Annotated in this window: 14 protein-coding genes; 5 read left to right on the top strand and 9 right to left on the bottom strand. The window is 74.9% G+C overall.

From position 1 onward, the window contains the following. Both CBZ_RS04830 and mca read right to left on the bottom strand, forming a co-directional pair. Positions 1–352, bottom strand: a 352-nt coding sequence (locus CBZ_RS04830) for a hypothetical protein (protein ID WP_130780460.1), incomplete at its 3' end; no start/stop codon positions are given. Then, positions 349–1,233, bottom strand: coding sequence for a mycothiol conjugate amidase Mca (gene mca / locus CBZ_RS04825; RefSeq protein ID WP_246013059.1), 885 nt, complete (start codon positions 1,231–1,233; stop codon positions 349–351). The genes CBZ_RS04830 and mca, both read right to left, overlap by 4 nt. A gap of 117 nt (positions 1,234–1,350) precedes the next feature. Here mca and CBZ_RS04820 point away from each other — a divergent pair, with 117 nt between their 5' ends. Then, complete coding sequence (locus CBZ_RS04820) at positions 1,351–1,764, top strand: DUF4307 domain-containing protein (protein WP_130780459.1); 414 nt, start codon at positions 1,351–1,353, stop codon at positions 1,762–1,764. A 189-nt stretch (positions 1,765–1,953) separates the two neighbouring features. Continuing rightward, positions 1,954–2,439, top strand: a complete 486-nt coding sequence (gene greA / locus CBZ_RS04815) for a transcription elongation factor GreA (protein WP_130780458.1) — start codon at positions 1,954–1,956, stop codon at positions 2,437–2,439. 88 nt (positions 2,440–2,527) lie between these two features. On the opposite strand, the gene ilvA is transcribed toward greA, so the two are convergent. Genes ilvA through CBZ_RS04800 form a run of 3 tightly spaced genes read right to left on the bottom strand, consistent with a single transcriptional unit; the run spans position 2,528 to position 6,329 of the window. Continuing rightward, complete coding sequence (gene ilvA, locus CBZ_RS04810) at positions 2,528–3,730, bottom strand: threonine ammonia-lyase (protein WP_130780457.1); 1,203 nt, start codon at positions 3,728–3,730, stop codon at positions 2,528–2,530. Beyond that, positions 3,727–5,100, bottom strand: coding sequence for an AI-2E family transporter (locus CBZ_RS04805; RefSeq protein ID WP_130780456.1), 1,374 nt, complete (start codon positions 5,098–5,100; stop codon positions 3,727–3,729). Before CBZ_RS04805 ends, ilvA begins: the two co-directional genes overlap by 4 nt. Further along, positions 5,097–6,329, bottom strand: coding sequence for a cystathionine gamma-synthase (locus CBZ_RS04800; RefSeq protein ID WP_174768629.1), 1,233 nt, complete (start codon positions 6,327–6,329; stop codon positions 5,097–5,099). The genes CBZ_RS04805 and CBZ_RS04800 overlap by 4 nt, the downstream gene beginning before the upstream one ends. Before the next feature lie 171 nt (positions 6,330–6,500). Between CBZ_RS04800 and msrA the strand changes: the two genes are divergently transcribed. Continuing rightward, positions 6,501–7,169: a peptide-methionine (S)-S-oxide reductase MsrA gene (gene msrA, locus CBZ_RS04795; RefSeq protein WP_130780455.1), complete on the top strand. Its 669-nt coding sequence runs from the start codon at positions 6,501–6,503 to the stop codon at positions 7,167–7,169. Positions 7,170–7,445: 276 nt separating this feature from the next. Here msrA and CBZ_RS04790 read toward each other — a convergent pair whose 3' ends face one another. Then, positions 7,446–7,745: an Rdx family protein gene (locus tag CBZ_RS04790; RefSeq protein WP_130780454.1), complete on the bottom strand. Its 300-nt coding sequence runs from the start codon at positions 7,743–7,745 to the stop codon at positions 7,446–7,448. Positions 7,746–7,860: 115 nt separating this feature from the next. On the opposite strand from CBZ_RS04790, the gene CBZ_RS04785 reads away from it, so the two are divergent. Together CBZ_RS04785 and CBZ_RS04780 are read left to right on the top strand one after the other, a co-directional pair. After that, positions 7,861–8,670, top strand: coding sequence for a CPBP family intramembrane glutamic endopeptidase (locus tag CBZ_RS04785; protein WP_165446653.1), 810 nt, complete (start codon positions 7,861–7,863; stop codon positions 8,668–8,670). Between the two features lie 53 nt (positions 8,671–8,723). Beyond that, positions 8,724–9,977, top strand: a complete 1,254-nt coding sequence (locus tag CBZ_RS04780; RefSeq protein ID WP_130780452.1) for a D-arabinono-1,4-lactone oxidase — start codon at positions 8,724–8,726, stop codon at positions 9,975–9,977. A 133-nt stretch (positions 9,978–10,110) separates the two neighbouring features. On the opposite strand, the gene CBZ_RS04775 is transcribed toward CBZ_RS04780, so the two are convergent. The 3 genes from CBZ_RS04775 to CBZ_RS04765 form a co-directional block, all read right to left on the bottom strand. Then, complete coding sequence (locus CBZ_RS04775; RefSeq protein ID WP_130780451.1) at positions 10,111–10,518, bottom strand: FKBP-type peptidyl-prolyl cis-trans isomerase; 408 nt, start codon at positions 10,516–10,518, stop codon at positions 10,111–10,113. 112 nt (positions 10,519–10,630) lie between these two features. Then, positions 10,631–12,325: an AMP-binding protein gene (locus CBZ_RS04770; protein WP_130780450.1), complete on the bottom strand. Its 1,695-nt coding sequence runs from the start codon at positions 12,323–12,325 to the stop codon at positions 10,631–10,633. A 75-nt stretch (positions 12,326–12,400) separates the two neighbouring features. After that, positions 12,401–13,441, bottom strand: coding sequence for an acetylxylan esterase (locus CBZ_RS04765; protein ID WP_130780449.1), 1,041 nt, complete (start codon positions 13,439–13,441; stop codon positions 12,401–12,403). Positions 13,442–13,597 lie beyond the last annotated feature (156 nt).

The following is a 13,597-nucleotide window of genomic DNA, read 5'->3' as shown; positions in this document are numbered from 1 at the left end:
CGCCGGACCCGCGCGCCTCGCCGTGCGTCGGGCCGCCGGACCCGCTCGTGCCGCCGCGCGCCGCGCCGCCACCCGGGGCGGCGCCGTCCGGGCCGTCCGACTCGTCCGTCGCGTCCGCGTCCGACTCCGCGGCGTCGTCGAGACCGAGCTGCTTCGCGCGCCGGTCGACGACGCGCAGCTGCTTGGTCAGCGACAGGAACAGCCCGATCGCGGCGACGGCGAGCAGGAACGTCACGACGAACCCGAGGAACCCGGGCGAGCCCGCCCCGGGATCGGTGAGCTCGACGTCCGACGGGGACGGGCTCGGGGCCGCGGTCAGCACGCCGAGCGCGGCGACGGTGAACGCGCTCACGCGGCGCCCGTCCCGCGGATCCCGGCGAACAGGTCGTCCTCGGGCACGGTCGTCGGCACGCGCGAGTCGGCGAGCTCGAACTCCTCGGTCGGCCACTGCGCGAGCTCGATCTCCCGCGGGATCGCGAAGAAGAACCCGTCGGGGTCGATCTGGGTCGCGTGGGCGCGCAGGGCGGCGTCGCGCTGCTCGAAGAAGTCCGCGCACGGCACGAACGTCGTCGCCGTCCGCTCGGGGATCTCCCGGGCCTGCCGGGAGTCGATCCAGTCGCCGAACGGCGACTCGTGGCCGGCCGCGACGATCGCCTCGTGCATCGCGCGCATGCGCGCCAGCGAGAACCCGTGGTTGTAGTAGAGCTTGAGCGGCGCCCACGGCTCGCCCCGGTCGCGGTAGCGCTCCGCGTCGCCGGCCGCGTGGTACGCCTCGTAGGCGACGCGGTGGCACATGATGTGGTCGGGGTGCGGGTAGCCGCCCGACGGGTCGTACGTCGTGACGACGTGCGGCCGGAACTCGCGCACGAGCTCGACGAGCGGCGCGGACGCCACCTCGAGCGGCTGCAGCGCGAAGCACCCGTCCGGCAGGGGCGGCAGCGGGTCACCCTCGGGCAGCCCGGAGTCGACGAAGCCCAGCCAGTGCTGACGCACCCCGAGGGCCTTCGCGGCCTGCGCCATCTCCTCGACACGGACCGCCCGCATCCCGTCGAGGCCGCCCTCGACGGTTCCGTACCGCGGGTTGAGCACGTCGCCGCGCTCGCCGCCGGTGCACGTGACGACCAGCACGTCGACGCCGTGCGCCGCGTACATCGCCGTCGTCGCGGCACCCTTGCTGGACTCGTCGTCGGGGTGGGCGTGCACGGCCATGAGGCGCAGCCGCTCTCCGGTCACCGGGTTCCTCCTGTCGGGACGAGGTCGGGGGACGAGGGACAATGGTCGCGCACACGACGCACCACCGTCCCGTCGGGGCCGTGGTGCGGTCGTGCCGTCCCGCCGACGAGGAGTCCCGTGAGCCAGACCCCCGCCGTGCGCCCGCCCGCCGGGCGCTACGGACCCGAGCCTACGTCCCGGTCGGCCGCCCTCCGGCGCGTGGGCCTCGTGGCGCTCGTCCTGGTCGCGGTCGCGGTCCTGGCGTGGGTCGCCGTCGGTGTCGTGCGCGAGCCGGTCACGTGGAAGGACGTCGGCTTCCGCGTCGACGGCCCGACGTCGACGCAGGTGACGTTCGAGGTCACGAAGGACCCCGGCGCGAGCGTCGAGTGCCAGGTGCAGGCGCTGTCCGAGTCGTACGCGCAGGTCGGCGTCCGGACGGTCGAGGTGGGACCGGCCGACGCCGCGACGCAGCGCGTGACGGTCACGGTGCAGACCGCGGAGCTCGCGGTGTCGGGCGTCGTGGGCGGCTGCTCGCCCGTGGACGAGGGCTGACGCGACGCCCCGTTTGCTATCCTGGTCGTTTCACCCACGCCGCCCCGGTCCGGCGTGACCGCTGGTCGACGCGACCGAGTGGGAACGGCGTGCTCTCCCGTACCCCGCCCACGCGCGTCCTGCAGCGGCCGCGGCACCGGGGCGAACCGCCGGCACCGGTCGGCGCACCCACGCATGGAAGGAGCGATCGTGACCGAGACGACTGCGGCCACCTGGCTGACGCAGGAGGCCTACGACCGCCTCACGGCCGAGCTCGACCGCCTCAAGGGCGAGGGTCGCAGCGAGATCACGGCGCGCATCGCCGCGGCCCGCGACGAGGGCGACCTCAAGGAGAACGGCGGCTACCACGCCGCGCGCGAGGAGCAGGCGAAGCAGGAGGCCCGCATCCGCGAGCTCGAGGCCAAGCTGCGCAACGTGCAGATCGGCACCCCGCCGGACGACGGCGTCGTCGAGCCCGGGATGGTCGTCACGGCCGTCGTCGCGGGCGACGAGATGGTCTTCCTGCTCGGCTCGCGGGAGATCGCGGGCACGGCGGAGATCGACGTGTTCTCGCCGACGTCCCCGCTCGGCGCCGCGATCAACGGCACGAAGGTCGGCGACACGACGTCGTACACGGCCCCGAACGGTCGGGACATCCCGGTGAAGATCGTCGACGCCAAGCCGTTCGACGCCTGACGGCCCGCCGCGCACCTGCGCGGGCCCTGGCACCACCGCCGATGCGGCGCTCCCCACCTCGGGGGGCGCCGCATCGTCGTCGGTGGCGTCAGTCGGGCTGCACCTCGTAGCCCGCGGCGCGCAGGCGCTGCAGGACCTGCACGCAGTGCTCGGGCCCCTTGGTCTCGACCTGCGTCTCGATCGTCACCTGGTCGTACGCGAGGTCGGCGCCGGTCCGCACGTGCGACACGTGCATGACGTTGCCGCCCGAGGCCGCGAGGTCCTGGAGCAGCGCCGCGAGCGCACCGGGCCGGTCGTCGATGCGGACCCGCACCTGCAGGAACCGCCCGGCGGACGCGAGCCCGTGCCGCACGACCCGCAGGAGCACCTGCGGGTCGATGTTGCCGCCCGACAGCAGTGCGACGACCGGGCCGTCGAACGCGCCCGGGTCGGCCATGAGCGCCGCGACGGCGACCGCACCGGACGGCTCGACGAGCAGCTTGGCGCGCTCGGCGACGAGCAGCACGGCCCGCGAGATGTCCTCCTCGGACACCGTGCGGACCTCGAGGTGGTGCCGGTCGAGGACCTCGAACGGCACGGTGCCGGGCACGCCGACCGCGATGCCGTCGGCCATCGTGCGCAGCTCGGGCGCGGGCACGGGGTGGTGCGCGCGCAGCGACGCCGGGTAGGCGGCCGCGCGGGCGGCCTGCACGCCGACGACACGGACGTCGGGCCGGGCCTCGGCCAGCGCGGCGACGATCCCCGCGGCGAGCCCGCCGCCGCCCACGGGCACGACGACGGTCGCGACGTCGGGCACCTGCTCGACGATCTCGAGCGCGACGGTCCCCTGGCCGGCGACGACGTCGGCGTGGTCGAAGGGGTGCACGAGCACCGCCCCGGTGCGCTCGGCGTGCTCGCGCGCGTGCGCGAGGGCCTCGTCGACCGTCGTCCCGACGAGCTCGACGTGCGCGCCGTAGTCGCGCGTCGCGGCGATCTTCGGCAGGGCTGCGTCGACCGGCATGTAGACGACCGCGTCGATGCCCAGCAGGCGGGCGGCGAGCGCGACGCCCTGCGCGTGGTTGCCCGCGCTGGCCGCGACCACGCCTCGCGCGCGCTCGTCGGGGGTCAGGCGGGACATCCGCACGTACGCGCCGCGGATCTTGAACGACCCGGCGCGCTGGAGGTTCTCGCACTTGAGCCAGACGTCGACGCCCGCGACGTGGCCGACCGCGCGGCTGAGCTGCACGGGCGTCACCTCGGCGACGCCCTCGAGCAGGCGCGCCGCGGCGACGACCTCGGCGAGGCCGGTCACCGGGCGGTGCTGTCGTCGTCGGACCGGCTCTCCGACCCTGTGCCGCCGGCGGTGCCGGGGCTGTCCCCTGCGCCCTGCACGGTCGCGCCCTCGTCCTTGCCGGTCGCCGGGTCGCTGCCGAGCTCGTCGGCGGTCGCCTGCGTCGCGGCGGCCTCGGACTCGCGCTCGGCGACCTGCGCGATGGCCCGGTCGAGCACGGGATGACCTCGACCGCGCACGGGGACGTGGTCGTTCGTGCCGAGCTGCGGGAACTTGTCGTGCCCGTGCAGGTAGAGGACCACGGTGTTGAGGACGGCGACGATCGGGACCGCGAACAGCGCGCCGAGGATGCCCGCGATCAACGACCCGGCCGCGACCGAGAGCAGGACCGCGACGGGGTGCAGCGACACGGCGTGGCCCATGAGGAACGGCTGCAGGACGTGGCCCTCGAGCTGCTGCACGCCGAGCACGATCGCGAGCATGATGATCGCCGCCCCGGGCCCCTGCGCGACGAGCGCGACGAGCACCGCGATGGACCCCGTGACGACCGCACCGACGATCGGCACGAACGACCCGAGGAACACGAGGATCGCGAGCGGCAGCGCGAGCGGGACGCCCAGGATCGCCGCGCCCACGCCGATGCCGACGGCGTCGACGGCCGCGACGAGGATCTGCGTGCGCGTGTAGGCGCCGAGCGTCACGACCCCGCGGCGGGCCGCCTGGTGCACGTGCTCGCGCGACCCGCGCGGCAGGAGCCCGACGACCCACGCCCAGATGGTGCGGCCGTCGAGCAGGAAGAAGAACGTGCAGAACAGCGCGATGATCGCGCCGGCCAGGACGTGCCCGACGGTCGTCGCGCCGGTGAGGACCCCGGACACGACGCTCGAGCCGGCGCCCGACGCGGACTCCTGGATGCGGTCGATCCACCCCTGCAGGTCGTCGGTCGAGAGCTGCAACGGACCCGTGGCGAGCCAGTCGAGGATCTTGTCGACGCCCTCGGACGCCTGGTCCCACAGCGCCCCGATGCCCTTGACGACCGAGCGTCCCGCGAGCGTGAGCAGCGTCCCGACGACCCCGACGAGCAGGACGACCGCGATGCCGGCGGCGGCACCGCGCGGCAGGCGCAGCCGGTGGTGCATCCACCCGACGAGCGGGGTGAGCAGCACGGTGAGCAGCAGCGCGATCGCGACGGGCACCACGACGACCTTGAGCTGCGCGATCAGCCACAGCAGCACGGCCAGGGCCGCGCCGATGAGCAGCAGCCGCCACGACCACGACGCGGCGGCGCGCACGGCGGACGGCACGGCGTCGCCGGTGGTCCGTCCGGCGTCCGCGGGGGCCGCCTCGGACACCGGCGCAGGCGCCGGCGACGCCTCGGGGGACGCGGTCACGCGTCCCTCCCCGCGGCGAGCGCGCGGTCGAGGTCGGCGACGAGGTCGTCGACGTCCTCGATCCCGACGGAAAGCCGCACGAGGTCGTCGGGCACCTCGAGCGCGGTGCCGGCGACGGACCCGTGCGTCATGCGGCCGGGGTGCTCGACGAGCGACTCGACGCCGCCGAGCGACTCGGCGAGCGTGAACACCTCGGTCGCCGCGCACACCGCGAGCGCGGACGCCTCGCTGCCGGTGCGGAACGACACCATGCCGCCGAACCCGCGCATCTGCCGCGCGGCGAGCTCGTGCCCGGGGTGGCTCGGCAGGCCGGGGTAGATCACCGACGTCACGGCGTCGTGCGCGTCGAGGAACTCGGCGACGCGCTGCGCGTTGGCGGTGTGCCGGTCCATCCGGACCGCGAGCGTGCGCAGGCCGCGCAGCGTGAGCCAGGCGTCGAACGGACCGGCGACGGCGCCCGACGCGTTCTGGTGGAAGCCGATCGCGTCGGCGAGGTGCGTCGTTCCGGTGGGCCCGTCGAGCCCGACGGGGAGCTGGGCACCGTCCGCGACGACGAGCGCACCGCCGACGACGTCGGAGTGGCCGCCGATGTACTTGGTCGTCGAGTGCACGACGACGTCCGCGCCGAGCGCGAGCGGCTGCTGCAGGTACGGCGTGGCGAACGTGTTGTCGACGGCGAGCAGCGCACCGACACCGCGGGCGAGGGCCGCGAGCGCGCCGATGTCCGCGACGTTGAGCAGGGGGTTGGTGGGCGTCTCGACCCAGACGAGCTTGGTGCGCCCCGGCTGGACCGCGGCCGCGACGGCGGTCGTGTCGGTGAGGTCGACGGGCGTGTGCTCGATCCCCCACGGGCCGAAGACGCGCGCGATGAGCCGGTACGTGCCGCCGTAGGCGTCGTCGGGCACGACGACGTGGTCGCCCGGGCGCAGGACCGCGCGCAGCAGCGTGTCCTCGGCGGCGAGCCCCGACGCGAACGCGAACCCGGCGGCGCCGCCCTCGACGTCGGCGAGCGCGCGCTCGAGCGCGGTGCGGGTCGGGTTGGCCGACCGCGAGTACTCGTATCCGCCCCGCAGCCCGCCGACGCCGTCCTGCTTGTACGTCGACACCTGGTAGATGGGCGGGACGACCGCACCGGTCGTCGGGTCGGGCTCCTGACCTGCATGGATGGCGCGGGTCGCGAAGCCGGCGGGCGGGCGGTCGTCGCCCTGGTCCAGGTGGTTCGTGGTCACCGCCCCAGGCTAGGCCGTGGCGCGGTCCGCGGCCCGGCGCACGCGCTCGCGTCGCGCGGGCAGGAGGCCCTCCCGCGGGCGCGCGGGCGGGAACACGGGACGCGCACGCACGGTTGTGCTGGCCGGGATGGACCAGGCGAACCGCCGGTCTCCCGGAGAGGACCAGCGACCATGAACTGGCTGTTCGGATCTGCGCTGCGCACGACGATGGTGGACCGCGACCGCGCCCTGGCGGGGCGCGACGGCTACGCGTACGACGTCCCGACGACGCACACGGTGCTCGGCACCCCGCTGGCGGGCCCGTGGCCCGAGGGGACGCGCGTCCTGTACGTCGCGATGGGCTGTTTCTGGGGTGCGGAGAAGGCCTTCTGGCAGCTCCCGGGCGTCGTGACGACCGCGGTCGGCTACCAGGGCGGCTTCACGCCGTACCCGACCTACGAGGAGACCTGCACCGGCCTGACCGGCCACACCGAGATGGTGCTCGTCGCCTACGACCCGACGGTGCTGTCCGACGACGACGTGCTGCGGACGTTCTGGGAGTCGCACGACCCCACGCAGGGCTTCCGGCAGGGCAACGACGTCGGCACGCAGTACCGCTCGGCGGTCTACACGACGACACCCGAGCAGGCCGAGGCCGCGGCGCGCACCCGCGCGGAGTACCAGCCGCGCCTGACGCGATCGGGGTTCGGCGAGATCACGACGGAGATCCGCCCGGCCGACGAGGCGGGCACGTTCTTCTACGCCGAGGGCTACCACCAGCAGTACCTCGACAAGAACCCGAACGGGTACTGCGGGCTCGGCGGGACCGGGGTGTCCTGCCCGCGGCCGACCGGGGCCTGAGTCCTCGGGCGGGCGGACGGCGGGAGCGCCCCTCTCCCTGCCGTCCGCCCACCCTGCGACCGGTCGCGGGCCCCCGTGACCGCTTGACCGACCGCCTCCGGTGACGGTCCGCGCGCCCCGCGGTGGAGCGGTGCGCCTGGCGGTGAAGGTAGCCGTGACTGTCGCCGCCGGTCCACGCCCGTCCACGTGGGGCCGGACCGCGGTCCAGGACGTCTGCGCAGGTAGGACGGGTCCTGACGGCTCCTCTGGCGCTCCGGGGCGAGTCACGGGGGCCGGTCAGCGGTGGTCGGAGTGCCCCAGCGGCTTGTCCGGCGCGACGAGGTCGCGGACCGCGCGCTTGAGCACGGTGATCTCGGGGAAGCCGCCGTCCGTCGCGCGGTCCCACACGACCGTGTCGTCGACGACGACCGTGAACACCCCGCCCGTCGCGGGGCGCAGCGCGACCTCGCCGAGCTCGCGGTGGAACGTCGTGAGCAGCTCCTGGGCGTACCAGGCGGCGCGCAGCAGCCAGCGGCACTGCGTGCAGTAGGTGACGACGACCCGGGGCAGGTCGGCGGGCGCGGCGGGCTCGGGCATCTGCCCAGCGTGTCATCGCGCCAGCGGTCGCGGACACCCGCGTCCGCACCGCAGACTGCAGCGCGTGGACGCCCTCGCACCGACGCCCGCCCCGACCGCCGTCCCGACGCTCGCCCTGACGCCGCGCGACGTCGCGCGCGTGCTCGCGGCCGCCCTCGTGTGCGGGTCGGCGGTGCTGCTGTTCGCGGTGCACGTCCGCCCGCTCGGGTACGTGCCGCTCGTCGCCGGCGTCGCGCTGGCGTTCTCCGTCGACCGGGCGCTGGGGCGCGACCTCACGCTCGTGGCGCTCGGCATGACGGTCATCACGACGATCTCGCTGCGCGCGGACCTGTCGGACGCGGGCATCGCCCGGTTCGCCGTGGCGCTGTCGGGCGCGGTCCTGGTGCCGTACGTGCTGTCGCGGTTCGTCCTGAAGCAGGACGTCATCCGGTTCCCGCTGCGCACTGGACGCCGGTGGACGCGCACGCAGGTCGTCTACCTGCTGGTCGTCGTGGTGCTCGCCTACCTGCTGCTGCCCTGGTACTTCCTCGGCTCGGGCGCGTACCTCAACTGGCCGGTCGTCGACTCGCCGCAGGAGATCGCGCGGCTGTTCGTCGGCGTCAACGCGGTCGGCATCTGGGACGAGCTGTTCTTCGTCTGCACCGTGCTCGCGCTGCTGCGCGTGCACTTCCCGTTCCCGGTCGCGAACGTGCTCCAGTCGCTCGTGTTCGTGTCGTTCCTGTGGGAGCTCGGGTACCGCGAGTGGGGCCCGCTGCTGACGATCCCGTTCGCGCTGGTGCAGGGCTGGATCTTCCGCAAGACCGCGTCGCTCACGTACGTCGTGACGGTGCACCTGCTGTTCGACCTGGTCGTCTTCATGGTGCTCGTGCACGCGCACGACCCCGCGCTGTTCGACGTCTTCGTGACGGCACCCGCCAGCTGGTGACGCCGCGGGCGTCACGTAGGTTGGTCGGACGCCGACGAGAGGACCGGGGACCCGTGACGCTGACGACGTGGGCCGGCAACTACACCTACCGCGCGCACCGGGTGCTCGCACCGCGCACGGTCGAGGAGCTGCAGGAGGTCGTCGCGGCGGCCCCGCGGGTGCGCGCGCTCGGCACCCGGCACTGCTTCAACGACCTGGCGGACGGCCCCGGCGTGCTCGTCTCGCTGGAAGGGCTCGACCCCGGGTTCACGATCGACGAGGCCGCCCGCACGGTGACCGTCACGGGCGGCACCCGCTACGGCACGCTCGCGCGGCACCTGCACGCCGCGGGCTGGGCGGTGCACAACCTCGCGTCGCTGCCGCACATCTCGGTCGCGGGCGCGGTCGCGACGGCCACGCACGGGTCGGGCGACCGGTCGCGCAACCTGTCGACCGCGGTCGCGGCGCTCGACCTGGTCGGGCCGGACGGCGAGCTGCGGCACGTGGCGCGCGGCGACGACGGCTTCGCGGGCTCGGTCGTGGCGCTCGGCGCCCTCGGTGTCGCGGCGCGCGTGACGCTCGACGTCGAGCCGACGTTCCAGGTCGCGCAGCAGGTGCACGTCGACCTGCCGTGGACGGCAGCGCTCGACCGCTTCGACGACCTCACCGCGAGTGCCGACTCCGTGAGCCTGTTCACCGACTGGTCGGGCGACACGGTCCAGCAGGTCTGGCGCAAGTCCCGCGTCACCGACGGCCACGGCGTGCTGCGCGACGACCTGTTCGGCGCACGCCCGGCCGACGGCCCACGGCACCCGCTGCCCGGAATCGACCCGGTGTCCTGCACGCCGCAGCTCGGCGAGCCCGGCCCGTGGCACGAGCGGATCCCGCACTTCCGCCTGGAGTTCACGCCGAGCAACGGCGACGAGCTGCAGTCGGAGTACCTGGTGCCGCGCGCGCACGCCGTCGCGGCTCTCGCGGCCGTGCGGGAGCTGTCGTCGGTCGTGACGCCGCTGCTGCAGGTCACCGAGGTCCGGACGGTCGCGGCCGACGACCTCTGGCTGTCGACCGCGTACGGCGACGACCGCGTCGGCCTGCACTTCACGTGGAAGCCCCTGCAGCCGCAGGTCGAGGCGGTCCTGCCGGCCCTGGAGGCGGCCCTCGCGCCGTTCGACGCGCGACCGCACTGGGGCAAGCTCTTCGCGGACGTCGACCGCGACCTGGCCCGGCTCTACCCGCGGTGGGACGACTTCGCGGCGCTCGTGGCACGGACCGACCCCGACGGGGTGTTCCGCAACGACTTCGTCGAGCGGCACGTGCTGCCCCGCTGACGTCCGGCCCCGCCGCTCGGCCGCCGCGCCGTCCGGCCGCTCGGCCCGTGCGGGCGGGCCGGCTGATCGTCGCACGGCATGGCGCGACCCCCGCCGCTCCGGTGGTGCCGGGGCGACGGGGGCCGCGTGGCGCTCAGTTGCTGGTGCCGACCACGTCGACGACGAAGACGAGCGTGTCGCCGCCCTTGATGCCGGCCTGCGGCACGCCGCGGTCGCCGTAGCCGAGGTGCGACGGGATGGACAGCAGGACGCGCGAGCCGACCTGCTGGCCGACGAGGCCCTCGTCCCAGCCGGAGATGACCTGGCCGACGCCGATGCCGAAGCTGATCGACGAGCCGCGGTCGTACGAGTTGTCGAAGACGCCACCGGCCCAGGACTGGCCCAGGTAGTGCACCTCGATGGTGTCGCCGGCCTCGACGAGCGCGCCGTCGCCGCGGGACAGCACGAGCACCTCGAGCTCACCGGACGGCTGCGCGTCGGGGAAGGTCAGCGTGGGCTTCTCGCCGAACGATCCCGAGACCTCGGGCAGCGCTGCGGACATGACGAACTCCTTCGGTGGGTGACAGTGCCGGTCCATCGTGCCGCACCCGGTGGGCGCGCGCCGTCGGAGCCGACCGGTGGGCGCGTCGGTGCGGGCGTGTGCCGGAGCTGCGTCAGGCGGGCTCGCCCGCGAGGACCTGGTCACGCACGACGCGCCGCAGGACCTTGCCGACCTGCGAGCGCGGCAGCTCGGTGAGCACGACGAGCCGGCGCGGCAGGGCGTACCGGGCGAGGCGCCGCTCGCACCACTCGCGGACGGCGGTGAGGTCCACGCCGGACGCGTCGGCGTCGAGCACGACGGCCGCGACGACGGACTCCCCCATGTCACCCCCGGGGACGCCGACCACGGCGACGTCGAGGATGCCCGGCATGGTGCGCAGGTGGTCCTCGACCTGCGACGGGTACACCTTGAAGCCGCCGGTGACGATCATCTCCTTCATCCGGTCGACGAGGACGACGCTGCCGGCGTCGACGCGCACGACGTCACCGGTGCGCAGCCACCCGCCCGGCAGGAGCTGCGCGGCGGTCTCCTCGGGCCGCTGCCAGTACCCCTGGAAGACCTGCGGGCCGCGGATGAGCAGCTCGCCGCCGGTCGCGGCGTCGACGTCGCGCGTCGGGTCCTCCTGGTCGACGACCCGGATCTCGGTCGACGGGAACGGCAGGCCGAGGGTGCCGGGCCGGCGCTCGGCCGTCAGGGGGTTGCCGAGCGCGACGGGCGACGTCTCGGTCATGCCGTACCCCTCGACGACGAGCCCGCCGGTGACGGCCTCCCACCGCTGCGCGGTCGCGGGGGGCAGGGCCATCGCCCCGGAGATCGCGTGCCGGAACGACGTGAGGTCGGTGCCGGACTTCTCGGCGGCGGCGGCGAGCCGGTCGAGCATGGGCGGGACGGCGGGCAGGAAGGTGCCGGGCCGGCGACGCTGCGCCGCGAGGACGAGCGCGGGGTCGAACGACGGGAACGCGACGAGCGTCGCGCCGACGCGCACGGCGTAGGTGAGGCACAGGGTGAGGCCGAAGGCGTGGAAGAAGGGCAGGACGCCGAAGACGACCTCGGTGCCGGGGACGGCGCCGGTCCAGGCGTGCCCCTGCAGGGCGTTGGCGACGAGGTTGCGGTGGCTGAGGACGGCGGCCTTGGGGGTGCCGGTCGTCCCGCCGGTGTACTGCAGCAGCGCGACGTCGTCGGCGCCGGGGCCGGGGACGTCGTCGCGGACGGGCCGGGCGGACGCGACGAGCCGGTGCCAGGACGGCACGCCGGGCGGCACGGGGCCGCACATCGCGGCGCGCGTGCGGCGGGCCTTGGCGACGGGGAGCCGCAGGGCGAACCGGCTGCGCCAGGGCAGGTCGGCGGAGAGGTCGACGGCGACGACCGCGCGGACCGCGGTGCGGTCGAGCGTCGCGCGCACCGCGGGGACGGTCTTCTGCCAGACGAGCGCGACGACCGCGCCCGAGTCCGCGAGCTGGTGCGCGAGCTCGTCGGCGGTGTACGTCGGGTTGTGCTCGACGACGACGGCACCGACGCGCAGCGCGGCGTAGAACGCGACGACGTGCGCGGGGCAGTTCGGGATCGCGAGGGCGACGCGGTCGCCGGGCTGCACGCCGAGGTCGAGCAGGACCTGGGCGCCGCGCGCGGCGGCGTCGGCGAGCTCGCGATAGGTGGTGGTCGCGCCGAGGAAGTCGAGCGCGACGCGGTCGGGCCACGTGGCGGCGGCGCGGTCGAGCGCCGCGACGAGCGACTCGTCGGGCACCTCGACCTCGCGCGGGACCCCGGGCGGGAGGTCGAGGACGAGGCCGTCGCCGGTGGAGCTCATGACCCGACCGTAACCTACGGGAGCGTAAGTTACTAGTGCGTAGCTTTCTCGCGGCGGGAGATCCGTGGGCGGACCTCAGCCCGCCGCGACCGCCACGGCCGGACCGTCCGGAGCGACCGCGTCCGCCAGCACCGACGGCAGCCACCGCAGCTGCCGCTCGAGCTGGTGCCCCTGCCCGCCCTCGTGCTGGTTGAACGTGTAGACCTCGATCTCCGTCCGCGGCCGCGCGGGGGTCAGCCCGGCGTAGTGGTTGTACGCCGCGAACACCGTCGACGGCGGGCACGTCCCGTCGCGCAGCGCGACCGAGAACAGCGCAGGCGCCGTCGCCCGCCGCGCCAGGTGCACGCCGTCGAAGTACGACATCGTGCGGAACACCTGCTCCTCGCTGCCGCGGTGCACCGCCAGGTACTGCACGAGCTCGCCGTACGGGAAGGCGTCGGTGATGTCGACGGCCCGGCGGTAGTGGCACAGGAACGGCACGTCCGGCATCGCGGCCACCAGGCCGTCCGACAGCCCTGCCGCCGCGAGCGCCACGCCGCCGCCCTGGCTGATCCCCGCGACCGTCACGCGCCGCGGGTCGACGCCCGGCAGCGCCCGCGCGGCGTCGACCGCACGCACCGCGTCCGTCATCAGGCGCCGGTAGTAGTGGCGCTCCGGGTCCTCGATCCCCCGAGTCATCACGCCCGGCGACGCCGGGCCCGAGCCCGCCAGGTCGGGCGTGTGCCCGCCGTTGCCCCACGTCGACCCCTGCCCGCGCGTGTCCATGACGACGTGCACGAAGCCCGCCGCCGCCCACGCGAGCCGCTCGTGCGCGAACCCGCGCCCGCCGCCGTACCCGATGAACTCCACGACCGCCGGCAGCAGGTCGCCCTGCTCCGCGCTGCCCGCCGGGCGGGTCACCCACGCCCGGACCGGCTGGCCGTCGAACCCGGCGAACGTCAGGTCGTCCGTGTCGACCAGCCGCAGGCCCGCGTCGACGCGCGTGACGTCGACCAGCACCTCGTGCCGGCGCGCCTCCGCGAGGGTCGTCGCCCAGAAGTCGTCGAGGTCCGCGGGCTCGACGAGCTCCGGCCGGTACCGCTCGAGCTCGGGCAGGGGCAGGTCGAACAGGGCCATCGTGCTCCTTCGGCGATGACGGGCGGACGCTCGGGACCGGGACCGGCCACGCGGGCAGGACCTCGCTCGCGTCGGACGCTACCGCGCGTCCCGTCCCGTCTGGAAACCGCTCACCGCACGGCGACGGGGGACGCGACTGCCCACCCCGCCTCCCGG

This window comes from Cellulomonas biazotea, assembly GCF_004306155.1.
Taxonomy (GTDB): Bacteria; Actinomycetota; Actinomycetes; order Actinomycetales; family Cellulomonadaceae; genus Cellulomonas; species Cellulomonas biazotea.
This window is presented reverse-complemented; position numbering and strand designations above follow the sequence as displayed.